This window comes from Chryseobacterium sp. WG14, assembly GCF_024586945.1.
In the GTDB taxonomy this organism is placed as follows: domain Bacteria; phylum Bacteroidota; class Bacteroidia; order Flavobacteriales; family Weeksellaceae; genus Chryseobacterium.
The window spans coordinates 56,197-79,186 of the sequence record NZ_JALCZD010000010.1; the positions used below are offsets into that span (position 1 = coordinate 56,197).

At 35.1% G+C, this 22,990-nt stretch carries 18 protein-coding genes and 3 tRNA genes; 13 read left to right on the plus strand and 8 right to left on the minus strand.

Features of this window, described 5'->3' with window-relative positions:
- Positions 1-82: 82 nt before the first annotated feature.
- The 3 genes from MP478_RS16230 to MP478_RS16240 form a co-directional block, all read right to left on the minus strand.
- Complete coding sequence (locus MP478_RS16230; protein WP_257201005.1) at positions 83-1,507, minus strand: tetratricopeptide repeat protein; 1,425 nt, start codon at positions 1,505-1,507, stop codon at positions 83-85.
- A 134-nt stretch (positions 1,508-1,641) separates the two neighbouring features.
- Entirely contained in the window at positions 1,642-3,069 is a 1,428-nt protein-coding gene (locus tag MP478_RS16235; protein ID WP_257191357.1) for a tetratricopeptide repeat protein, read from the minus strand.
- 143 nt (positions 3,070-3,212) lie between these two features.
- On the minus strand, positions 3,213-4,643 hold the full coding sequence (locus tag MP478_RS16240; RefSeq protein WP_257201006.1) for a tetratricopeptide repeat protein: 1,431 nt from the start codon (positions 4,641-4,643) through the stop codon (positions 3,213-3,215).
- A 993-nt stretch (positions 4,644-5,636) separates the two neighbouring features.
- Between MP478_RS16240 and MP478_RS16245 the strand changes: the two genes are divergently transcribed.
- The 4 genes from MP478_RS16245 to MP478_RS16260 all read left to right on the plus strand — a co-directional run bounded on the left by MP478_RS16245 (position 5,637) and on the right by MP478_RS16260 (position 10,183).
- The gene (locus MP478_RS16245; RefSeq protein WP_257201007.1) at positions 5,637-6,122 is read left to right on the plus strand and encodes a GNAT family N-acetyltransferase; all 486 of its coding nucleotides are present in this window, start codon (positions 5,637-5,639) and stop codon (positions 6,120-6,122) included.
- Positions 6,123-6,132: 10 nt separating this feature from the next.
- Positions 6,133-6,570 carry a hypothetical protein gene (locus MP478_RS16250; RefSeq protein ID WP_257201008.1) on the plus strand — a complete coding sequence of 146 codons (438 nt, stop codon included), beginning with the start codon at positions 6,133-6,135 and terminating at the stop codon, positions 6,568-6,570.
- Positions 6,571-7,369: 799 nt separating this feature from the next.
- Positions 7,370-8,407, plus strand: coding sequence for an AraC family transcriptional regulator (locus MP478_RS16255; protein WP_257201009.1), 1,038 nt, complete (start codon positions 7,370-7,372; stop codon positions 8,405-8,407).
- Positions 8,408-8,527: 120 nt separating this feature from the next.
- On the plus strand, positions 8,528-10,183 hold the full coding sequence (locus tag MP478_RS16260; RefSeq protein WP_257201010.1) for a serine hydrolase: 1,656 nt from the start codon (positions 8,528-8,530) through the stop codon (positions 10,181-10,183).
- Between the two features lie 78 nt (positions 10,184-10,261).
- Here MP478_RS16260 and MP478_RS16265 read toward each other — a convergent pair.
- Positions 10,262-10,334 (minus strand) — tRNA-Lys (locus tag MP478_RS16265).
- 745 nt (positions 10,335-11,079) lie between these two features.
- Here MP478_RS16265 and MP478_RS16270 point away from each other — a divergent pair.
- Complete coding sequence (locus tag MP478_RS16270) at positions 11,080-11,904, plus strand: matrixin family metalloprotease (protein WP_257201012.1); 825 nt, start codon at positions 11,080-11,082, stop codon at positions 11,902-11,904.
- Positions 11,905-12,168: 264 nt separating this feature from the next.
- Here MP478_RS16270 and MP478_RS16275 read toward each other — a convergent pair whose 3' ends face one another.
- A complete protein-coding gene (locus tag MP478_RS16275) occupies positions 12,169-13,053 on the minus strand; it encodes an MBL fold metallo-hydrolase (protein ID WP_257201013.1) in 885 nt (294 codons plus the stop codon).
- A gap of 249 nt (positions 13,054-13,302) precedes the next feature.
- On the opposite strand from MP478_RS16275, the gene MP478_RS16280 reads away from it, so the two are divergent.
- Positions 13,303-13,980 carry an alpha/beta fold hydrolase gene (locus tag MP478_RS16280; protein ID WP_257201014.1) on the plus strand — a complete coding sequence of 226 codons (678 nt, stop codon included), beginning with the start codon at positions 13,303-13,305 and terminating at the stop codon, positions 13,978-13,980.
- 303 nt (positions 13,981-14,283) lie between these two features.
- On the opposite strand, the gene MP478_RS16285 is transcribed toward MP478_RS16280, so the two are convergent.
- The 3 genes from MP478_RS16285 to MP478_RS16295 form a co-directional block, all read right to left on the minus strand.
- Positions 14,284-14,359, minus strand: a tRNA-Lys gene (locus tag MP478_RS16285).
- A 210-nt stretch (positions 14,360-14,569) separates the two neighbouring features.
- Complete coding sequence (locus MP478_RS16290) at positions 14,570-16,369, minus strand: hypothetical protein (RefSeq protein ID WP_257201015.1); 1,800 nt, start codon at positions 16,367-16,369, stop codon at positions 14,570-14,572.
- A 291-nt stretch (positions 16,370-16,660) separates the two neighbouring features.
- A tRNA-Lys gene (locus MP478_RS16295) sits at positions 16,661-16,733 on the minus strand.
- A 574-nt stretch (positions 16,734-17,307) separates the two neighbouring features.
- On the opposite strand from MP478_RS16295, the gene MP478_RS16300 reads away from it, so the two are divergent.
- The 7 genes from MP478_RS16300 (at position 17,308) to MP478_RS16330 (ending at position 22,982) form a co-directional block, all read left to right on the plus strand.
- Positions 17,308-17,739: an Rrf2 family transcriptional regulator gene (locus MP478_RS16300; RefSeq protein ID WP_257191345.1), complete on the plus strand. Its 432-nt coding sequence runs from the start codon at positions 17,308-17,310 to the stop codon at positions 17,737-17,739.
- A gap of 56 nt (positions 17,740-17,795) precedes the next feature.
- Positions 17,796-18,248: a hypothetical protein gene (locus MP478_RS16305; protein ID WP_257201016.1), complete on the plus strand. Its 453-nt coding sequence runs from the start codon at positions 17,796-17,798 to the stop codon at positions 18,246-18,248.
- Entirely contained in the window at positions 18,238-19,014 is a 777-nt protein-coding gene (locus tag MP478_RS16310; protein WP_257201017.1) for a class I SAM-dependent methyltransferase, read from the plus strand. Before MP478_RS16305 ends, MP478_RS16310 begins: the two co-directional genes overlap by 11 nt.
- Before the next feature lie 12 nt (positions 19,015-19,026).
- A complete protein-coding gene (locus MP478_RS16315) occupies positions 19,027-19,449 on the plus strand; it encodes a c-type cytochrome (protein WP_257201018.1) in 423 nt (140 codons plus the stop codon).
- Positions 19,450-19,488: 39 nt separating this feature from the next.
- Positions 19,489-20,211 (plus strand): iron-sulfur cluster repair di-iron protein, encoded by a 723-nt coding sequence (gene ric, locus MP478_RS16320; protein WP_257201019.1) that lies wholly within the window; start codon positions 19,489-19,491, stop codon positions 20,209-20,211.
- An 11-nt stretch (positions 20,212-20,222) separates the two neighbouring features.
- Positions 20,223-22,466, plus strand: coding sequence for a nitric-oxide reductase large subunit (locus tag MP478_RS16325; RefSeq protein WP_257201021.1), 2,244 nt, complete (start codon positions 20,223-20,225; stop codon positions 22,464-22,466).
- A 63-nt stretch (positions 22,467-22,529) separates the two neighbouring features.
- Positions 22,530-22,982 carry a hemerythrin domain-containing protein gene (locus MP478_RS16330; RefSeq protein WP_257201022.1) on the plus strand — a complete coding sequence of 151 codons (453 nt, stop codon included), beginning with the start codon at positions 22,530-22,532 and terminating at the stop codon, positions 22,980-22,982.
- The last annotated feature ends 8 nt before the right edge of the window (positions 22,983-22,990 follow it).

The window sequence follows — 22,990 nt, forward strand, 5'->3', positions numbered from 1 at the left end:
TGAGGAAGTACCATCAAAAACCTGTAAAAAATAGTTCACAAAAACAGCCTGATGAAGCCATCAGGCTGTTTTTATGTCAGTATTACTCCAAACCATCAAAAAAATGATAGATATCTGTTTCTGTTGGGATATGGAGTCTTTTTCTGATCCGGTATTTTTTCTGCTGAACAGTCCGGTGTTGGATGAGCGTATAAGCAGCAATTTCTTTGGATGTAAAATGTAATTTGATCATTGCGCAGAATGTAAGTTCAGAAGTTTCAAGATTAGGATTGATATTTAAAAGTCTGTTGATAAAGTTCGGATAAGTTTCTTTAAACCGGTTAAAAAATTCAGGATCATTTTTCCTTGCCAATTCTAGAATTTCGTCCTGTTTACTACCATCTACTCGGGCTTTTAATTTTTCAGTTTCCGTTGTAAGCGCTTCTTTTTTCTTTCGCAGTAAGTCTACAATTCTCCAGGTATATATTCCCACCACAGAGAAACCAACAAACGATAAAAGGATCACCCATTGTATATTTTTATCATGTTGTTCGGTATCTTTTTTTGTCTCGCTAATAAAAGCCTCCATATCCTGATTAATCGTTTTTAATAACGCAGCATTGGTCTTATTTTTTGCATTAGCAAAAGCCTGGAGATAAAAATAGGCATTGACATCATCATTTTTCTCCTTATGCAGCCATTTAAAATCATTATAAATATATTTGGTATAATAGGTATAAACATCTCTTGTTTTTTTATCAATTTCTAAAGCACGTTTAAGATTTTTTTCTGCTTTATCATACTGTTTATCCCAAATATAGCATTCAGCTAAAATAGTATGGGCAGTAAGGGCATCAATATCCATTGCCTTTTCTTTATCCGGATCATCAACTACTTTTCTTAAATATATTTCAGCAGAATCCAATCTCTTTTCACCCCATATATAATGTTCTCCAAATATTACATTCAAACGTCTTGAATCATTCAATAATCTGGCTTTATGCAAATAATATAAAGATTTATCAGCCTGTTTGCTAATATCAAGGTAGGCAGCCTTGTTTGTATATATTTCTGACAGTAATTCTTTTTTGAATGGGGATTCATCGATTCTTTTTGAGTAATCAAGTGCATAACTATTATATTCGAGCGCTCTATTAAGTTTATGCATCTCTACATTCAACTTGCTGTAATTATTATAAAATATTGCTTTATGAAGATTACTTTTTGAGTCTTTTAAAATTTTTTCGGCCTGATTAAAAAGAACATCCGCTTGCTGATAATTTTCTGTTGACGTATTTATTTTTGCTAAATTCGTATAACACAAAGCTTTACCTTCCTGATAGCCTATTTTATTAGCTTTTCTATAATAGTTTGTATTCAGGTTAACGAGAGAATCATATTCTCCTAAAAGCCTGAGCCTTTCATTTTCATGTAATAGAGGAATATCAAAACTTTTTTCATACTTCTTATAATTGCGAGTACATGAAACTAAAATAATGAGCAAAATAAATAGAAAAGAACGAATCATAATACTTTTTAATTTTTCATGTATAAATTACAATTAAAAAGTGGTTTTCATATATTTTAACCTTATTATTACTCTTCTCATTTCACAATGAATAAAATTCTTTTTTAAAATTCATCTGACGGCATATAATTTTTTTACCCCAACTCATCAAAAAAATGATAGATATCTGTTTCTGTTGGGATATGGAGTCTTTTTCTGATTCTGTATTTTTTCTGCTGAACGGTCCGGTGTTGGATAAGCGTATAAGCAGCAATTTCTTTGGAGGTAAAATGCAACTTGATCATGGCACAGAATGTAAGCTCAGAAGTTTCAAGATTAGGATTGATACTTAAAAGCCTGTTGACAAATTTTGGATAAGTTTCTTTAAACCGGTTAAAAAATTCAGGATCATTTTTCCTTGCCAATTCTAGAATTTCGTCCTGTTTACTACCATCTACTCGGGCTTTTAATTTTTCAGTTTCCGTTGTAAGCGCTTCTTTTTTCTTTCGCAGTAAGTCTATAATTCTCCATGCATATATTCCCAGCACAGAAAAGCCTATAACCGATAAAAGGATTACCCATTGTATCCCTTTATCATGGCTTTCAGTATCTTTTTTTGTTTCGCTAATAAAAGACTCCATATCCTGATTAATTGTTTTCAATACTGCGGTATTGATTTTATTATTTGCATCAGCATAAGCTCTTAAATAAATATACGCTCTTTCTTTATCTCCTTTTTGCTCGTATACACGTCTAAGATCATTATAGATAAATCGGGTGTAATTAGCGTACACATTCCGTATTTTTTTATTAATTTTAAGGGCCTGCAGAAACATCTCCTCTGCTTTATCATACTGTTTGTCTGAAAGATAATATTCCCCAAAAACTGTAGTGACGTAAAGTGCTATAACATCCTTTCTCCCCCGTTTTTCAATAGCTGTATATGCTCTGAAAATATGAGTATAGGCAGAGTCTGAGTTTTTATACATATAAATATAATCACTTATCATAGCATCTGCGAAACCCGAAGCATCCAGTTTTTTAGCCTTCTGAAAATATTCTAATGCTTTTTCATACTTCTTTTTTTGAATGTAATACTCTCCCTGTCTAAAATAAATATTGAAAAGAATATCATTTTTTAACGCTGAGTTCTTACTTTTATATATGAATCCCATTGCTGCATTATTATATTCAAAAGCTTTATCAAGTTTTTTAAGCATCGAATTAAAACGGCTGTACACGTTATAAAATCTAGCTTTATGAATATAATCTTTTGAATCTTTTAAAATACCATCAGTATGATCAAAAAGGACCCGTGCTTTCTGATAATTCCCCAGTGTCATATTCAGCTCAGCCATATTGATATAGCATAGGCTTTTACCTTCTTCATAGCCCATCTTATTAGCTTTTCTGTAATATTCTGTATTAAGACTGACAAGCGAATCATAATCTCCAGATAGCCTGAACAACTCATTTTTTTCCCATAAAGAAATATCAAATTTTTTTTGATCCTGTTCTCGGGAATACTGATTGCACGAAAACAAAATAATTAATAAAACAAAAAGAAGAGAACGGATCATCATGTTTTCTAATATTTTCCAGTATAATTATGAGTAAAAAAATGTTTCATAGATACCCAATATTTACTCTTTACATTTTTATTTGTGTCACAATGGATAAAATTACTTTTTAAATTTATCCGACAATTTAATTATTATTCTTTTTACTATAATCCATCAAAAAAATCATAGATGTCTGTTTCAGCCGGAATATTCAGCCTTTTTCTAATCCGGTATTTTTTTTGCTGAACCGATCTATGCTGCACAAAAGTATAATCAGCAATCTCTTTGGATGAAAGACGGAGTTTCAGCATGGCGCAGAAAGTCAATTCGGAATTTTCAAGATCAGGATTAATCTTTAGAAGAATACTGACAAAATCCGGATATAGTTCTTTAAATTTTAACAGAAATGAAGAATCATTTTTTTTAGCCAGCTCAACAACTTCCTGAAACTGTTTGGTGTGCACATGGTTTTTCAATTCGTCCGCTTCTTTTTTCAAACTTCTCTTTTTCAGTCTCAGCCTGTTAATAATCTTCCGGACATAGACTCCAGAAATAGAGATCGCTGCAATAGATAAAGCAATAGCTAAAGGCAGCTTATTTCTGCTCCAGTCTGATTCATTTTTCGTTTCTGCTATAAAATCATCCACCGTTTTATTCATTGTAGCAAACTGAGCAGAATCAGTTTTCCCTTGTTCTTCCGTATATTTTTCCAGATAATAATATGCTTTGTCTTCGTCATCCATCTTTTTATACAGTTCCGCCAAAGATTGGTACACCTCTGCTACATATGAAAAATGAGTATGCTCTATTTTTATGACCTCCAAAGCTTTGTTTAGATTTCTTTCGGCCTCTTCATAATTATTAATTTCAATATAATAATAGCCCATCACATAATATACCCAAAGGGCTTCTGTGTTGCTAATTTTATGATTCTGTATTCTTTCTTTGGCGTTGGAAACATATATTCCCGCATTATCTAACTGATTAACAGATAGATAATATTCCGCAACCAAGCTGTTACTGAAAGCCGAATTTTCTAATGCATTACCTTTCAAATAACATTTCAAAGCAGCCCCAAGCCATCTTTTTCGTATTAGAAAAATTCCCTTCTTCAAAAAGAGCTTTGAAAAAAGCTTATCACTGAATTTAGATTTTTTTGCAGCCTTTACATAACGGAATGCCCTGTCATTGTATTCTAAAGCTTTATCATAAAGCTTTAGATGAAAGTAATATTTACTGTAGGTATCATAGAATAGCGCTTTATGATATCCATTTTTGGAATTAAGCAGAGCTTTTTCCGCTTTTTGGAAAAAAAACAGAGCCTTTACATAATTTCCTGCAGAAACATTCACCTTTGCTATATTCAGATAACAAAGCCCTTTACCTTCTGTATATTCCATATTTTCCGCTTTTTTCAAATATTCTATGTTCAGATGGACAACAGATTCATATACGCCGGATGACAATAAAGTATCATTTTTGGTCAGTAAAGCAGTATCAAAGGATTCTTTCTGTTCTTCACTCATATTCTGTCTGCATGAGAACAAGACAAGCAATAAACCTATACAAAGGGTATAGATTTTAATATTTTTCATGACTTTTGAATATATAATTTTACTTCTGATAATTTAACCTATTAGTATTAGTTGAAAGAATTTTTTTCATCCGTTAAGCATTTTATTCTTTCCAAAATAGTCTGTTAGATTTTTTTCAATTTTTACACTCATTTATCTGTAACGATATTATTTTTTTCTCTATACCTACCTACACATTATAAAAAATAAATCCGAAAACAGAAATCCAATTAACATAGTATCATATCTTTAGATTATTAATAATTCTCTTTCATAAATATACATAATTTATCGTACTAAGTTGAGATAAGATATTAATTTAACAAACAACATCATTTAAGATTAATTATTTTCCATTTTTCCTTCTGTTTAATTATAAAATAAACTAAAAACACATCTTTTAACTTGACGGAAAAGCAGGCTATAAACATTAATTTTTTACCAAAATCAAGCGTGAAAGCACAAACATTCTGAAAACTATTCTATTTTATTATTTGCAGCAGAGTATTTTATAATAGAATGCAACCTATTCAATATAGTTTTTTACTGTGAATTTAAATAACACCGAATGCAGACAATTCTCACACAACACATAAAGCATTACAATTCAATCAACTACAATTTATTATTTTTTAGAGATTTATGTAAAAGTCTGGTTAAACAATTAAAAATTTAGTCACAATGCTGAATGAAACGCGATAAACACTTTAGCTTATTTTAAGTTTAAACTGATTGGAAACAAAAAGAACACTTAAGCAAAAAATCTTTGATTTTTTAAAAACTTACGTGAGCTTTAGTGAACTTATTTTCACAGCTTCATTAAACTTAAGTGTTCAAGAAACTTTGTGACTTTTGATTACGTCGAAATAACATTCATCGACTGAAAGGAGATAATCTTCGATTTGTAGTTAAAGTAAAAAGTGTAAACAAGTTCTAAGAAAAAGTATATAACATTTGATTTTAATTGTATCCAAAACTATTTGCATCTTTGTTACTACAATTAAAAACTTATCTATGAATATTGAATATCGAAAACTTCTTTCCGGAGAGAGTACAATGTACAGGGCTATCAGATTGGAGAGCCTGGAAAGGTTTCCTGAATCATTCGGAGCGACCTATGAAGAGGCCAGAAATACGGAAAAACTAAGAATAGAATATGATATAGAAAATCAGACACCGGAAAGGTTTGTCTGGGGAGCATTTGCAGCGGGGGAGCTTATAGGAATCTGTGTTTTTGTGAAAGATGCCGGTTCTTCCGGAAATATCTACCAGATGTATGTAAAAGAAGGATTTCAGGGTAAAAATATAGGGTATGGATTGATTGACGCTGTGATTCGTGAGGCAAGAAAATTATTTCATACCATTGATATTTTCCTTGATGTGATCCCCACCAATGAAAGAGCTTATTATTTGTACAGAAAGATTGGCTTTAAAGAGGTAGAAAAAGAAACAGAAGACAGAAAAATTGATGCTAATATCGTTATGCAATATCAACATTAAAACCTTTAGTATGAAAAAACTACAATTTTTACTCTTTTTGTTTTGCTTTTCAGCTGTTTTGGCGCAAAAGCAATATAATATAGAACTGCTTTTCCTTACTGACAGCAATGAAGTAGCTCCTCATGTTGAAGTAACTTTTATAAAAGAAAACAAAACCGGCGCTGTAATGGTAAAAAAAGTAAAGGCCAATGATAAAGGTCTTTTAAAACTCAGTCTTTCTGATGCCTATTTTAGTAAAAAAGACTCATTAATTATTCAGAGTTATTATTATACTAAGGATGCCTATTACTTTGACTATCATGAAGAGTTGGCAAAAAACCAGTTTCCTTTTAAAAAGACTGTTATCCTTGAGCATATTGTTCCTCCTACACTTGAGGAAATTAACAGCTCCAATGTTCCACCTCCTCCTATGCTTCCCAAATCTTCAAAAAAAAGATCAAAAAAATAGCTTGTAGAATGGTTGAATTTTTTAGGTTAGGCCTAGATGAAAATCTAATATAACCCAGCCAGGTTCGCTTTCTCTGCTGAACGAAATGATCATTCGGATATTCTATTGTAAGAAAGTAAAGAAAGGCCACTTTGTCGCTGATAAGCGATATAAAAAAGTTAACTTCATCAAAATCGATTTCTAATCGATTCATTCTTGGCTCACTTACAATCAAGCATAATAAGAATAGAACTTTGCATCAACTTTTGCACAGATCCTATAACTGCCTGATCGTTTTATTTATTCGCAAAAAAATGCCATGCAGAAGTCTTTATTTCTACATGGCATTTTGGTGACCCGGCTGGTACAAAATTCGAACTCTTTGTTGGAGGACTTGAGGCGATTGAATCAGCTAAAAGACACTAGATACAGGCATAGAAAAAATGGCAGATCTACCTCTTGCCAACACCAACAAAATCCTAAAAGGAAGAAAACTAAAAAGATGAAGTTAAATGATCAATTATTAACCACTTTAATAAAATCACATGACCCTTCTATAATCCGTTAATTATTTTAGATGAGTTCAATTATTATCTTTTGCTTTACCAAAGGATAAATAATCCGTCAAAATCCCAATCACAGGAATAATAAATAGGCAATCCTAGAGTGTCGGAAAAATCCAGTTTATTTATATTCTTACCACCTGCGTACCATAATTCTATACTATTAACTCTGGTAAATTTATCTTTGTTTATTATAGTCCTATTGGAACTACTCTATAGATTGTTACATTTGTTTATAAACCCTATACATTACACACATGTCATTTATCAACGATTTAGGTAAGATTATTGTTTTTTTATTTTTACTGTTAAGTGTTTTTCTGATTACAGTAAAATCCAAAAGAAAATTACCAGATTATTTATTTGCTGCTTTTCTACTCGTATCGGTGATAGATTTTTCTGGTTTGTTTATATCACCACCTGATTCTAAAATAATTAAAGGAGGGAAATTGGCAAGTGTATTACTACAGATGCCGCTCTATTATTTATATGTAAACTCGGCTTGTTATTATAATTTTAAGCTTCATAAAAAGCATCTTTTACATACACTTCCTTTCTTATTCTTTTTTTGTCTATACAGTATCTCAGGAATTTCAAAACAAAACTACCGGGTATTTGATAGTATTTCTATCATTCAATATTACTTTTATATCATTGCTGTATTTCTGGCACTAAGATCCTTCAGAAGAATATATCAGGAAAATTATTCCAGTAATCATCACCTTACTTATAAATGGTTGATGCAAACCACTATTCTTTTTTTAATTGGAAATTTCTTTGTACTGATCAGGGGCTTTGTAGATGAAAGTAACCCGGTTCATACCTATTTATACATCTTTACATCCCTGTTTATATTATTTGTAATCAGCTGGTTTGTGCTGAACGCCTTATATCTGCCCAATTTGTTTGCAGGTATCAGTAAAGACCTGATTCCTGTAAAGCCGGCGAATGAATTGAAGAAAGAACCTGAACAATTGAAAAATTTGATGCAATTTATGGAAACTGAAAAGCCTTATTTAGATGATAAGTTAACATTGCAGAAATTAGCAGAACAAATTAATTTACCCGAAAAGCAGCTGTCATTATTGATCAATCAGCACACGGGTAAACATTTTTTCGACTTTATCAATGAGTTTAGAATTAATGATGCAAAAACTCTTCTAAAAGAGCAGTCTCAATTAACAGTACTGGAAGTATTGTACAAAGTGGGCTTCAATTCAAAATCTTCATTTTATACCGCATTTAAAAAAGCAACCAACTTAACACCTACAGACTACAGAAAATCAATCATTTAAACAGTGTCCGATTTAAAGTCGTACTGTTTTTATGATGCAAATCAGTTCGACTTTGGATACTCGGATGTGTATGTGGGTACAAAGTTCCAGATTTGCTTCATCATTAAAAAAATTAATAAAATGAAGCTAAAAATCAAATGGCCTTTGTTCCTTTTTTCTGTATTGAATTTCGGACTATGTTTCGGACAATCCAATCAAAAAGATCCAATCAGTCGGGCCGACTCTTTATGGAGTACTTATAAACAAGCAGAAACCCCGGGAATGGCTGTTGCCGTCATAAAAAATGGGAAAATAATCTATAAGAAAACCTATGGGCTGGCTAATCTCGAAAGTAAAACCCCAATAACAGATTCTACGGCTTTTAATATTGCATCGGTTTCTAAGCAGTTTACCGCATTTATTGCTCTTTTAGCAGAACAGGAAGGAAAGTTATCATTAGATGACGATATTAGAACTTACCTGCCGGAACTGAGTCATCTTCCCTATAAAATTACCATTCGGCAATTAGCCAATCATACCCACGGATTACCCAATTTTAGTGAAATCAAGAAATTGCAGGGGTTTGGTGATGAGTTTAAAGTAAACAATAACGAAGCAGTAAAGACTTTATTGGGAATCAAAAGTGTAAACTTTCTTCCGGGAGAGCAGTATCAATATAATAATACGGGTTTTACATTACTTGCTGAAATTCTTCGCATGGTTTATAAAAAAGATTTCAGCCAAATAGCAAAGGAATATGTTTTTAATCCTTTACACATGAAAAACACCCTGGCAATGGATGATCCGGATAAAATTATTCCAAATAAAGCAGAATCCTATCAGTCAAAAGGCAATACATTCGTAAAGCTCCCTATCGGACAGATGGTGAGTGGTTCATCCAATATTTATGCGACGCTGGATGATCTGTGCAAATGGGCAGCCAATTTTCAAAATCCAATACTGGGAAATCGTATGCTTTATAATACAATGCAAAAGAATACCGTGTTAAGTTCGAGTAAAAAGATAGAATATGGACTGGGCCTGCAAACTGAAAAATATAAAGGGTTGGATATTGTATTTCATGGTGGTGGCACTGTTGGCTATCGAACCTACATTCTTCACGTTCCTTCGCAACAATTTTCTGTTGTTATACTGGGAAATGGGCAGGGTTTTGACGGTTTGCTGATTACGTATCAGTTGGTTGATTTCTTTCTTAAAGATCAAGAAATAATTCCTGTTAAGCCTCAAAAAACAACTTATGCTCCATCAGAACTAATGCAATTTGAAGGAGTTTATGAGCTTAATCCCGGCAATTATCTTGAAATATCAACGGAAGGGAAAGATCTTTATCTCGGAACATATAACCATAAAGGTAAGGAACGCTTACAGGTAGCCGGTGACAATAAATTTAAAATTACTTCTATTCCTACCGCAAGCCTGACACTTTCTGACTATTCATTTAAATTTAGAATCGCTGATTTTACCTATACCGCAAAAAAAATCAATCTAAATCCTCCAAAAGCAGATGGAATGATTTTGAATAATTTGGTTGGGTTTTACAGAAATGAAGAATTCAATACAATTTATCAATTACTCATTAAAAACAACAAGCTGATAGCCAGGCATCCGTTAAACGGTGATATTGAATTGTTTCCATTAAAACCCGCAAGTTTTTATTCAACAACAGAATATTTTGGACAGCTTGATTTTAAATATAATAAAAATAAAGAGGTCACCGAGTTTATATTATCAGGAGCTAATCTTTTAAATATTAGATTTAAGAAAATTTTGAAATGAGAATGGAATGGAAAATAAAAAATTCTGAAAAACAACCGTTTATAAAAATAGGCCTCAACCTAAGTTGAGGCTTTAAAGTGACCCGGCTGGGATTCGAACCCAGGACCCATACATTAAAAGTGTATTGCTCTACCAGCTGAGCTACCGAGTCGGCCATCTACTTTTCTATGTTTCCATTTTAAGTAAACCCTTTGTTTAAGGGACTGCAAAGATAGAAAAATACTTTTTAACTCCAACTTTTTTATACATTTTTATTCAATAAATTTCACAGAACAGAAAACATTCGTTGGTTGATATCAATTCACTGACGAAGCTTGTATTTCTAAGTGATTATTTATTAGATTATTACTCACACAATACTATGTGAAAGTCAGTATATAATATTTAATCAATGGAAACCATTATTTTCTTTCAATCCTGAAAAATCACCCAAAATAAGGTGCTTTGTCTTCGGTTTTATTTTCCGTACCCTAATAAAGAAGAGCAATACTTGAGAAAGATAGGTAAGCTCGGTCTAGCAATCTTCCATCACCCAAATCCAAATATAACCATCGATGGAATCATCAGTATATCTAACGGTGTGCTGAGAAGCTGGGATATAATTTTGCTTTATGCAGCAGGTAACTAAACTTAAAAAGAAAAAAACTGAGATATTTCAGAATTGGGGATCAGGTTCTTGTAAACCCATCAATATAGGGTAATGAGAAGCAATTAAGCCAAATGTAGTATGTAAGTAGTACTAGCTAATCTTAAAATAAAGGCTGTACATATCTTTTTATTATATATTTGAAAGTCAACAATAATTCAATTAATGTACCGATATGATAAAGATTATCATAACAAAATGCATTTGCTTTTATAGTCTAAAAGACTAATTAACTTAAACACTTAAAATTATGGAATTACACAAGAAGATCTTGCTTGGATCATTTATCTCGATTGCGATGGTATCATGTAATACTACCAACGACAATGTGGAAGAAAATACCCCACAAACACAAACTTCGTTAAATGCAGATACGTCTACAAGTTTCAACACACGAATGTGTAAAGATGTTTATCTTCCTGGGGAGGGATATGTTCCCGGAACCGCCTCAAAGGGAGCTGTTGTTACCGATAAAAAATGGCCGAATGGCAGTATAATCACTGTAGCTTTCATAGGAGGTAGTACCACAGTTCGCAACAAAGTGATGCAATATGCTCAAGAATGGTCCCAATATGCCAACATTACCTTTAAATTTGTTACCAGTAAAAAAGCACAGATTCGTGTTTCCTTCAAATCCGGACCCACAGATGGATCTTATTCGTATATAGGAACACAAGCTCTTAAAATACCTGCTAATCAGGAAACAATGAACTTTGGTTGGTTTACTGATACAACATCGGACACAGAGTTCAGCAGAACAGCCATTCATGAATTTGGACATGCACTTGGTATGATCCACGAACACCAACACCCTTTAGCTGATATCCCTTGGGACAAACCAAAGGTGTATGCCTATTACGCAGCTGCTCCAAATTATTGGACCCAGGCTCAAGTAGACACTAACTTTTTTGCAAAATATTCAACTACACAAACGCAGTATAGTGCTTACGATAAATTGTCAATTATGCATTATAGTGTCGACCCAAATCTGACAACAAACGGATTCAGTGTTGGCAGTAATACTGTTCTATCTCCTACAGATAAGCAATTTATTGCAACAGTGTATCCAAAATAATAACTCAATCCATTGCAAAAAAGTCTACCTTGGCATATAAGGTAGACTTTTGTAATTGATACCATTAACTAGCTGATAAATAAATCTTTGTTACACTAATTAAATAAGGTGACTTTGTAGTTCATATAAGATTGCTCTAAAAAATCAATTATTTCCACCCTGTAACTGTCTGATCAGGTTGTGACTATTTCAGATCATCACAGGCTAAACAATTATTTTATAGTCTTACACTATCTTATTCTCAGTCTATAACTAAAATCTTAATTATAATTTTGCTTTAGCAGCTGTTGCTCCACCCCAAAGTGACCCTGGATTAACACGGTCTCCATGTAGCTCCATCATCCGGTCAAAGAGTTCGCGGGCCGTAGCTGTTTCTTTATTAAGACGCATAAAATCCTGGAAATAAACCTTGGTTTCCAGAATAATCTTTGGATGGTTTTCAAGTTCCGGACGCCCATGGCCGGCAACTACAGACTGGGGAGCCAGTGATTCGAGTTTGTCAAGTGCTGCAATCCATTGAAGCCAGGTTTCCGGGTTACCTTCTGCCATATAAGGGTGAACACCGTTATACGCTGCATCTCCTGCTACAATCAGACCAATGGACGGTACATGCAGACCTGTTGAAAGAGCTGTATCTGTATAGCCGGTGTCAATGAGAATCAATTTGTTACCTTCCAGTTCAATGAAATTTTCTTCAAGAGGCTCCGGGAGTGTAATTTGTTCAGGAAGTTGACCAGGAAAACGCGTAGTCCAGAAATTATTAAAGAAAGCAGGATTGAGCTCACCGCGCATATGCTCTATAATATCCGGCCTTGCAACGGCCTTTGCCTGAGGAAAATGCTGCCTGAGAAGCTCTATACCAAAAAAATGATCACCATGGCCGTGGGTGATGTAGATTGTAGTAAGGTTCTTACCACTGGATTTTACCCATTCTACTAAAGCTTGTGAAGCTTCAGCAGTAAGGAATGTGTCCACTAATACGGCATCCTTTTCTCCATAGATGAGAGTTGATGAATTGGGCACCCACGCCAGAGATTCATAGCCCGAAGGCAGCTCCCGATTGAGACCGGGACGTTTGGTAATAAATACGGAATACTGTAAAGTTCCGTATTCTGTAATGTTGAAGTTTTCTTTTTGATCTTTTTCCATATTCCTGATGTTTTTTACGATCACAATATAGTATAAATCGTCTGTAAAAAAATGAATAGCCAGGGATTAAATTTTATTTTAAAATATCAATATAACAATGAAATAAATTAACCTAATACACAGCCTTTTAGGATATAGAAAACTATTAAAGTAATTTCAGATAATGCATGCTGTAAAAAGCATTAAAGCGTATATCTGTCCGAATAAAATTTTTATATTAGGATCGAAAATAATTTAAAAAAACACCTTATGAAAAAAGCAAACATTGTATTTGTACACGGGCTTTGGGCAGATGGCTCATGCTGGAATGATGTAATCCCTAGTCTTCTTGCTGAAGGGCATGATGTAATTTCTGTTCAGAATCCTCTCTCAACTTTAGCGGATGATGTAGCTGCCACCAACAGGACACTGGACAAACTTGAAGGTCCCATTATTCTTATCGGACACTCCTGGGGCGGTGTTGTGATTACCGCAGCAGGGGTCCATCCAAAAGTACGGGCTTTGGTATATGTGGCTGCTATGGCCCCGGACAAAGATGAAACACTTGGCGGATTGACAGAGCATTATCCAACTGCAGCCTTACAGCATTTAGACATCGCTGACGGCTATATCCGGCTCACCAAAGAAGGCATTCAGAAATATTTTGCAAGTGATGTCCCAGAGAAACAAACAGCATTGATGTATACGACTCAAGGTCCTGCCAATGCAGCATTATTTGGTGAAAAAATGGGCACACCGGCCTGGAAAGAAAAGCCAAGCTGGTATATTGTTGCCAGCAAAGACGATGCTATCAGCCCAGAGCTTGAAAGAATCATGGCCAAAAGAATCAATGCAAAAATAACGGAACTGGACACAAGCCATGTCCCTATGATCTCAAAACCCGAGGAGGTACTGAAGGTCATTAGAGAAGCTATTGCATCTGTATAATGTGAAAAAATTCAAACATTTTAACATTACAATAAGCCAAAATAAATCATGATATAATCAACCTGAGCTTAACAGATAGGCAACTGCCCTTTGATGTTCTATTGTAAGAAAGCAAAGAAGCGACTATAAAAAGTTAGCTACATCAAAATCGAATTCTAATCAATTCATTCTTGGCTCACTTACAATCAGGCATAATAAAAATAGAACTTTGCCTCAACTTTTGCACAGATCCGAGAATTGCCTGATCATTTTATTTATTCACAAAAAAAGCCATGCAGAAGCCTTTATTTCTACATGGCATTTTGGTGACCCGGCTGGGATTCGAACCCAGGACCCATACATTAAAAGTGTATTGCTCTACCAGCTGAGCTACCGAGTCGGTCATCTACTTTTTATATTTCCATTTTCAAGTAAATCCCTTTATTTAAGGGACTGCAAAGATAAAAACTTTTTCTTTATCTCCGTTATTTTATTTAAAAAAAATCATTTTTTTCACCTGATTACAATGGATGCAAATAAGTCTTTCTTCCCTTACCTTTTGGAACAGATTCAAAATCAATATATTTAGAGTTTAAAAACGAAAAAACGTTTAATTGGAAAAATTAACAAAATGAGGAATATCTGTTGCAAAACTATTCATTGGCAAAAGATTATTCCGATTGCTGTTAAAGTCAAAAACCGAATTATTATCGAAAGGAACACGGGGATAATACATGAAAGAAATTTGAATTCTGTTGAAAACCAGAAACGGATTATTGATTAAAATACCAATTCCTATTTTCGTGTTTGCTTTTGTTTTCAGCAGTGTATCATCAGGCATACCCAGCCAGCCGACTGCCGCCGTTAGATAGGGACTGAAATGAAAATTCTTCCAGGTTTTATTGATAAACAGCTGAAGCTGATATCTTAAAACCAATTTTTTTGTTCCGATATAATCCGAATTGTAAACAGGAAATTCGTCTGCAGCAGAAAGGTTGATTCTGTCTTTATAAGAATAATTATGTTGTGGATTTCCCAAGGCTAAAGTGGGAGAAAAGAAATGTCTTGCTTTGGCAAATTTCCAATCCATAAGATTCGTAAAATAAGTTCCATCCAGCCGGAAAGATTCACGGTTAGGGTCATCCTCATTAAAAAATCTTCCAAACTGAGCTTTAAGATTGAAATATCCCAACTTTGTAAAGGTGCCGTATGACGCAGAAATGCCAAGATAAGGCTTCACATCACTATTTCTTGACAAAGCTCCTGCTGTGAGATTCAACGAGTTACCATATGCAATATCCTCCGGCAAATCATATTGAAAAATATTCTTCTGAACCGAGAAATTTCTGTGAATATATCCTACAGACATCAAAAAACTGTTATAAGAACTGAAATATTTATACTTGTCTATTCCCGGGCTGTCTTTATACTGATAATTCTGAAACCTCCCTATCACGACAATATTACCGGAAACCTTTTCTTTTGGATCCGCTGAAACAGGAATCTGATAACCACCCCATACATCCTGGCTGTAAACTTTGATTTGAACTTCCGGAAAAGTGGTATCAGTTTCTGTTGGAAGTAAAACATTTCGCATAAAATATTCGAAACTAATACCACCGGCCCATTTCGTTAAGGGGGAGAAAAAATCTCTTCTGACATTGAAATTGATTCTTTCATTTTTAAAAAAATCCCGTTCCCCAAGAACCTGAGCATTGATATAGGTACCAAAAAGATTATAGGCTGTATAGCTCCCGAAAAGATAATCCTGCTTTTCTTTGGAATCATTTCTATACAGGAAATTCAGTTCATGACCTAATCCAAGTACATTTTCTTCCGTCATTCCCAACCCAATTTTACTTCCTGAATAACTGACTCTGGGTTTCAGACTCCAGGAATCGAGAACTTTTACAATAACATCAATAGAATCTTTACTGGAAGTACTGTCGGAAACACTGATATTAACTCTGTTTATAAATGGCATTGTTCTCAGCAAACGCTCAGATTCATAGAGTTTCTGGGCATTATATTCTTCACCTTCCTGAAAAAGCAAATAATTATTAACCGTGGAAATTCTTGTATTAGAATGAAGGTGATTGGTGATCCAATCATACCATTTGGATTTTACTTTATCATCTTTAGAGCCATATCCAAAAGGGTCAATTGTTTCTATCCGGATATTTCTGATGTATTTTTTATTATAAGCTTCCTGCGACAGTTTTTCAGTCCTGCTTTTAACAGAAGTAGAATCTGCCTCTCTACGGAATATAAAACGATGAATAAATTTGGTAACTTTCCTTTGATCTGAAAATTCCTCTATCTTGTAATAGAGCGAATCTTTTTTCTCTTGAGCATTTAAAAAGAAAAAACCACCTAGAAAGAAAAATAAAATTACAATTGATTTAGTCATTAGTCATCAAAAATTCAAAGTTTACAATATCAATTTATAAGCCAATATAGGTTAAAAATACACTAATATCCAGAAAATATCCGTGTAAAAAATAATATGATTACTGCTGTTTTTACATGACTCATCTTCTTACTGAAATTCTCGGTACAACGAGGTATTTTTACTGTTATTTTCTCTGCTGTTTAAAATTTCAGAACTAAGTCCTGATCCGAACATATAGTACTAATTGGCCATGCTTTATAAAACAAAAAAACGGATAAAGCAGTTATAAAAACGCTTTATCCGTCCGAGTGACCCGGCTGGGATTCGAACCCAGGACCCATACATTAAAAGTGTATTGCTCTACCAGCTGAGCTACCGAGTCGGTCATCTGCTTTTTATGCTTCCATTTTTAAGCAAATCCCTTTGTTTAAGGGACTGCAAAGATAGAAAAATACTTTTTAACTCCAACTTTTCCCGAGGATTTTTAGCACATTTTTTCTTGTAGCATTCACAAATATCTGTCTATAAATAATTTACACTATTTATTATTTTTCATAAAAATAAAGAGTTCTGCTTTTTGGGGAACATAATAGTAAAAATGCTTTTGTAATCAACATCTGTGATGATTCTTATTATTCTATTATTGTCGTTTTTTAAGACTTCATCCATGATTTCTGAAAAAGAAGGATTAAAAAATCTATTTCTAATCCTTTCGCATTATATCAAAGGTAAGCAAGCCTAAAAAATCTATGGGATCTGTGGGATCTGCGAGAAAAAAATCCATTTCTAATTCTCTCGCTGATTATGCAGATGATTATGGTCAATAAATCTTCTTTACTGAATTCCAAGGAGCGGCAAATCTCTATCTAATGATCTTTATCAAGCAAAAAATAAAAGAGTTTTTTATCTTCTATTCAAAATAAGTTTATATCTTTGTCCTATAAAATTCAAAAGAAATGTTTTCCAAAACCTGCGAATATGCATTAAGAGCTTTAATCTATATTGCCCAGCAATCTAAAAACGGCGGCCGGGTTGGAATCAAAGATATTGCTAAAAGCATCAGTTCACCGGAACATTTTATAGCTAAGATTCTGCAGGATTTAAGCAGAAAAGGATTTGTTCAGTCGGCGAAAGGGCCAAACGGAGGTTTTTATATGGATCAGCAGAATTTGAATAATACCATTGCGGATATTGTGAGAGAAATTGATGGTGACAAGCTGTTTTCAGGCTGTGGATTAGGTCTTGAACAGTGTTCTGAAACACATCCCTGCCCTCTTCATGATCAGTTTAAGAGTATCAGAACCAATCTTCGTATCATGTTGGAGAGTTCTAAAATACAGGCATTTGTCGATAATTTAGATTTAAAACTGACCTATCTTAAGACCTAAAAAAAAATTTAATCAAATAAAAGATAAAAAGGTCTTAATATATTAAATAATAAAAAATGAAATTATATCTTAAAAATCCTGTTGTACTGATGCTGTTTTGCCTGATGGCCGGAATGTTTATGACGGTTAGTTTTTTAGAAACACCGACGAAATTTCAGGTAGAAGGAATAACGCTTTCAACAGCATTGGGATTGGGAAAACTGATGTTTGGAATATCAACAAAAATACAAGGTTTATTGCTTGCTTTGATTCTGATATTCATGTACATCAGCCGCAAAAGTTATACACAAACTGACTGTATTATGATCTCAGTTTTAGTATTCATACTCATTTTAGAACAGTTTTGGATGCTTCCTGTACTTGATGCGCGGGTGGATAGTATTTCTTCGGGACTATTATTACCGGATACTCCACTTCATGATTATTTCATCTATGCGGAAACTGCAAAAGCAGTGGCGTTAGTATTGGCTATTATTCTACAATTTAAAACTCATCCCAATGAATACTGAAAATATTGAAAAAATGTCCGGTCACTGGCTGCTAGCCAGAATTGGTAAAAAGGTTCTGCGTCCGGGAGGCCTCATGCTTACGGAAAAAATGCTGGCTATGCTACATGTTACTTCTGATGATGATGTAGTGGAATTGGCTCCGGGACTTGGTTATACGGCACGTCACACTTTAAAAAACAACCCTAAATCTTATACCGGAATTGATGCTGAACAGTGTGTAATACATGATTTGAATAAGAGATTTAAGCAAACTTCTGCAAGATTTAAATTGGGAAATGCAGCCCAAACTTCATTACCGGAGCAATCTGCTGACAAAGTCTATGGAGAAGCTTTACTGAGTATGCATGCTGACCATAAAAAATCTGAAATTATTAAAGAAGCGGCTAGAATTTTAAAGCCTAAAGGATATTATGCCATCCATGAACTCGCACTGACCCCGGATACTTTGGATGACAATATAAAACTGCACGTTCAGAAGAACCTGGCTTTGGCTATTAAAGTAAACGCCCGTCCGTTGACTGTTTCAGAATGGATTCTTCTTCTGGAAAAAGAGGGTTTTACTATTAAAAAAATAGAAACAGCTCCTATGCATCTTTTAGAGCTTAAAAGAATCATCCGTGATGAGGGTTTCTCCGGATTTCTGAAAATTGTCGGTAATCTCGTGACACAGCCTGATATACGATCCAGGGTAATACAAATGAGAAAAACATTTAAAAAATATGAAGACTGCCTTTGTGCTGTATCTATTCTTGCTCAGAAAATTTAAATCATCAACATTATGAAAATACAATTCTTACACACGGCCATTATATTCAGCTTATCAGTACTCTTTTTCTCTTGTTCCGGCAAGGATACCACTCCAATCCCACAACCGGAACCTTATACTGAACAGCCTTCACCACAACCGATTGAAGCTCCCGTTCCTCCTGTCTCAGACAATACCTCCAGCGATCCGGGTCTGAAACTGATAGAAGGAGCAGATTGTCTTGCCTGCCATAAAATAGATGCCAAATTAATCGGTCCTTCTTATCAGAATGTGGCGGCAAAGTACACCGAGGCAGATATTGATCAACTGGCACAAAAAATTATTGAGGGTGGAAAAGGAAATTGGGGTGATATCCCGATGACCCCTCATGACGGCCTCAATAAAGATAACGCTAAACAAATGGTGAAATATATTCTTTCTCTGAAAAAACAGTAAAAAAATTTAAAATAATAAAAGACAAAAAAGTATTATATTATGAATACAACAACAGACTTTATAGGAAACATCGTCGCTGAAGACTTCAGAACGGCTGCTATTTTTAAAAGACATGGAATAGATTTCTGCTGCAAAGGCGGAAGAACAATAGAAGAAGCCTGCACTTCCAAGAAACTTGATCCTGAAAAGGTTTATGCGGAACTGGAATCTTTACCTGCAAATGAAGGTAGTTCCATGGATTTTGGGAGCTGGCCTCTTGATCTTTTGACAGATTATATTGAGAAAAAACATCACCGTTATGTAGAGGAAAAAACAACAGTTTTACAGGCTTTCCTTGATAAATTATGCAAAGTACACGGAAATAGACATCCGGAATTATTTGAAATCAATACTTTATTCAACGAATCCGCGCATGATCTGGCAGCCCATATGAAAAAAGAGGAGCTTATCCTGTTTCCTTTTGTAAGAAATATGATAAAAGCCAAAATATCGGGAGAAGTTCTTCCGCATCCGGCTTTCGGAACGGTGGAAAACCCGGTCAGCATGATGCAGCATGAACACAGTGTAGAGGGAGACCGTTTCAGAAGAATTGCAGAGATAACCAATGAATATCTTCCTCCGGCGGATGCCTGCAATACTTACAAAGTAGCTTTTGCCATGCTTCAGGATTTTGAAAATGACTTGCATAAGCATATTCATCTTGAAAATAATATCCTCTTCCCGAAAGCGATCCAACTGGAAAAAGAATTTATTGAATCTTAAAAAAACACCGGATGACACCTAAAAAACTTTGGCAATGGCTTGCTGTAGTGATGATTGCTTCATTTGCCGTTCTTATATTTTATGGAACAGAAATTTACAGAAAGGTTCCACCGATTCCTGATAAAATCGTAAGTACAGACGGAACTGTGGTTGCCACCGCACAGGATATTAAAGACGGGCAGAATGTATGGCAGTCTATTGGCGGGCAAACAGTAGGAAGCATCTGGGGGCATGGTGCTTATATTGCTCCGGACTGGACTGCCGATTACCTTCACAGGGAATCTCTTCTGCTTCTGAATGAATTGGCAAAAAAAGACGGAAAATCTTATAAAGAACTTCCGGATGATGAGCAGGCTAAATATCAGGTACTGCTGAAAAAAGAACTTCGTACGAATACTTTCAATGAAAGCAAAAACGAAATTATTTTCTCTCCTGAAAGAGCCGGAGTTCAAAAACAACTTTCCCGGTATTATTCAAAACTGTTTATGAATGATCCTTCTATGGTCACATTACGCAGCCAGTATGCTATTCCGGAGAATACCGTCAAAGATACCGGAAGAATGGCCAAAATGAATGCATTCTTTGCCTGGACTACCTGGGTCTGTATCACGGAACGTCCGGGAGATGATGTCACCTATACCAATAACTGGCCTCATGATGAATCGGTAGGAAATGTTCCGCCTCCTTCACTGCATCTGTGGTCCGGATTCAGTATCCTGTTGTTATTGGCCTGTGTAGGGCTTCTGGTATTTTATCATGCCAGAAATAAGGAAGAAGAAATCAGTGAGGTGCTTCCTCTTGGGGATCCACTCCGTAATATGAAACCGACTCCTTCTATGAAAGCTACTTTAAAATACATCTGGGTAGTGGCTTTACTAATTCTGATTCAGATGCTTGCAGGGGTTATTACGGCTCATTACGGCGTGGAGGGAAGCGGCTTTTATGGTATCCCGCTGGACCAGTTTTTACCACAGTCGGTTTCCAGAAGCTGGCATGTACAGCTGGCCATATTCTGGATTGCCACTTCCTGGCTGGCAACGGGACTTTATATTGCTCCGGCTGTTTCCGGATATGAGCCCAAATACCAGAAATTGGGTGTTAATGTATTATTCGGAGCTTTACTGATTGTTGTACTGGGCTCTTTAACCGGGCAATGGCTTGGCGTGATGCAGAAACTGGGTCTGGTAGACAATTTTCTTTGGGGTCATCAGGGATATGAGTATGTAGAGCTTGGAAGGATCTGGCAGATATTACTGCTTATCGGGCTTATTCTTTGGCTGGTTTTAATGGTAAGAGCATTGCTTCCTGCTTTAAAAAGAAAAGACGGGGACCGGCATTTACTGACTTTATTCACGCTTTCATCCGTAGCTATTGCCCTGTTTTATGGAGCTGGTTTAATGTATGGAAGACAGACCCATCTTGCGATTGCAGAATATTGGAGATGGTGGGTAGTTCATCTTTGGGTAGAAGGTTTCTTTGAAGTTTTTGCAACGGTAGTAGCGGCATTTTTATTTACAAGATTAGGATTATTGAAGCTGAAATCAGCGACCCATGCCGTATTATTTTCAACGATTATATTCCTTGCGGGAGGGATTCTGGGAACATTCCACCATCTGTATTTCAGTGCTACCCCCACTGCTGTGCTGGCATTGGGAGCTACTTTCAGTGCACTGGAAATTGTTCCTCTTGTTTTGATCGGTTATGAAGCTTATCAAAATTATCAGCTCAGCAAATCAACTCCATGGATCCAGGCTTACAAATGGCCCATCTACTGTTTCATTGCCATGTGTTTCTGGAACTTTCTCGGGGCTGGCATTTTCGGATTTGCCATCAATCCACCGATAGCCCTGTATTATATCCAGGGACTGAATACAACTGCTGTTCATGGTCATGCTGCTCTGTTTGGGGTTTATGGAATTTTAGGAATCGGATTAATGCTGTTTGTATTAAGAGGTCTGTATCCTGACAGACAGTGGAATGACAAACTTATTGGCTGGGCATTTTGGCTGACCAATACAGGATTGCTGGTGATGGTCACCATCAGTCTTCTGCCTATAGGAATTATGCAGTCTGTAGCCTCTATTGAGGAAGGATACTGGTATGCCCGCTCTGCCGAATTCATGCAGACCGACATCATGCATTTTTTAAGATGGATGCGTGTTCCCGGAGATATTTTACTGGCAGCCGGAGAGTTGTTGCTGGTTATTTTTATCCTGGGACTGAAATTCGGATGGTCACTGAAAGAAAAACGGTAACCCATTTCTTTAAACCCCATAGGTTGCAAGATGAGGGGTTATTTATTATCCTAAAAAAGAATTATGAAACGTAATGAAAATATCGTCCTTTTATCCAGGGATCATCATTTCGGATTGCTTTGTAGCTGGAAAATAAGACAGGGAATAAAAAAAGAAACAGAAGGTTACAGAATCAGAAAATATATCCTCTATTTTTGGAAAAACCATCTGGAAGAACATTTTAAGGAAGAGGAACAAGTTCTGTTTCCCTATCTTAAGGATGAATATTCCTTCCGGACACAGTCTGAACATACCCAGATAAAAACGTTGATTCTTCAAATCGAAAATTCTGAGAATGCAGATTATTTTTCAAATTTTGCTGATCTTCTGGAACAGCATATCCGTTTTGAGGAACGCAGCTGGTTTCCCCATTTGGAAGAAAAACTGGATGCTGATATTTTAAATACAATCGGAAAGAAATTAAGTCATATTCATTCTGAAGAAAAGGATGATTATCCCGATGAATTCTGGAAATAAAAAAGTAT

Excerpts from the sequence above, each read along its gene's own strand:
- MP478_RS16230 (WP_257201005.1), bottom strand. The coding sequence starts at position 1,507 with ATGATTCGTTCTTTTCTATTTATTTTGCTCATTATTTTAGTTTCATGT.
- MP478_RS16235 (WP_257191357.1), bottom strand. The coding sequence starts at position 3,069 with ATGATGATCCGTTCTCTTCTTTTTGTTTTATTAATTATTTTGTTTTCG.
- MP478_RS16240 (WP_257201006.1), bottom strand. The coding sequence starts at position 4,643 with ATGAAAAATATTAAAATCTATACCCTTTGTATAGGTTTATTGCTTGTC.
- MP478_RS16245 (WP_257201007.1), top strand. The coding sequence starts at position 5,637 with ATGAATATTGAATATCGAAAACTTCTTTCCGGAGAGAGTACAATGTAC.
- MP478_RS16250 (WP_257201008.1), top strand. The coding sequence starts at position 6,133 with ATGAAAAAACTACAATTTTTACTCTTTTTGTTTTGCTTTTCAGCTGTT.
- MP478_RS16255 (WP_257201009.1), top strand. The coding sequence starts at position 7,370 with ATGTCATTTATCAACGATTTAGGTAAGATTATTGTTTTTTTATTTTTA.
- MP478_RS16260 (WP_257201010.1), top strand. The coding sequence starts at position 8,528 with ATGAAGCTAAAAATCAAATGGCCTTTGTTCCTTTTTTCTGTATTGAAT.
- MP478_RS16270 (WP_257201012.1), top strand. The coding sequence starts at position 11,080 with ATGGAATTACACAAGAAGATCTTGCTTGGATCATTTATCTCGATTGCG.
- MP478_RS16275 (WP_257201013.1), bottom strand. The coding sequence starts at position 13,053 with ATGGAAAAAGATCAAAAAGAAAACTTCAACATTACAGAATACGGAACT.
- MP478_RS16280 (WP_257201014.1), top strand. The coding sequence starts at position 13,303 with ATGAAAAAAGCAAACATTGTATTTGTACACGGGCTTTGGGCAGATGGC.
- MP478_RS16290 (WP_257201015.1), bottom strand. The coding sequence starts at position 16,369 with ATGACTAAATCAATTGTAATTTTATTTTTCTTTCTAGGTGGTTTTTTC.
- MP478_RS16300 (WP_257191345.1), top strand. The coding sequence starts at position 17,308 with ATGTTTTCCAAAACCTGCGAATATGCATTAAGAGCTTTAATCTATATT.
- MP478_RS16305 (WP_257201016.1), top strand. The coding sequence starts at position 17,796 with ATGAAATTATATCTTAAAAATCCTGTTGTACTGATGCTGTTTTGCCTG.
- MP478_RS16310 (WP_257201017.1), top strand. The coding sequence starts at position 18,238 with ATGAATACTGAAAATATTGAAAAAATGTCCGGTCACTGGCTGCTAGCC.
- MP478_RS16315 (WP_257201018.1), top strand. The coding sequence starts at position 19,027 with ATGAAAATACAATTCTTACACACGGCCATTATATTCAGCTTATCAGTA.
- ric (WP_257201019.1), top strand. The coding sequence starts at position 19,489 with ATGAATACAACAACAGACTTTATAGGAAACATCGTCGCTGAAGACTTC.
- MP478_RS16325 (WP_257201021.1), top strand. The coding sequence starts at position 20,223 with ATGACACCTAAAAAACTTTGGCAATGGCTTGCTGTAGTGATGATTGCT.
- MP478_RS16330 (WP_257201022.1), top strand. The coding sequence starts at position 22,530 with ATGAAACGTAATGAAAATATCGTCCTTTTATCCAGGGATCATCATTTC.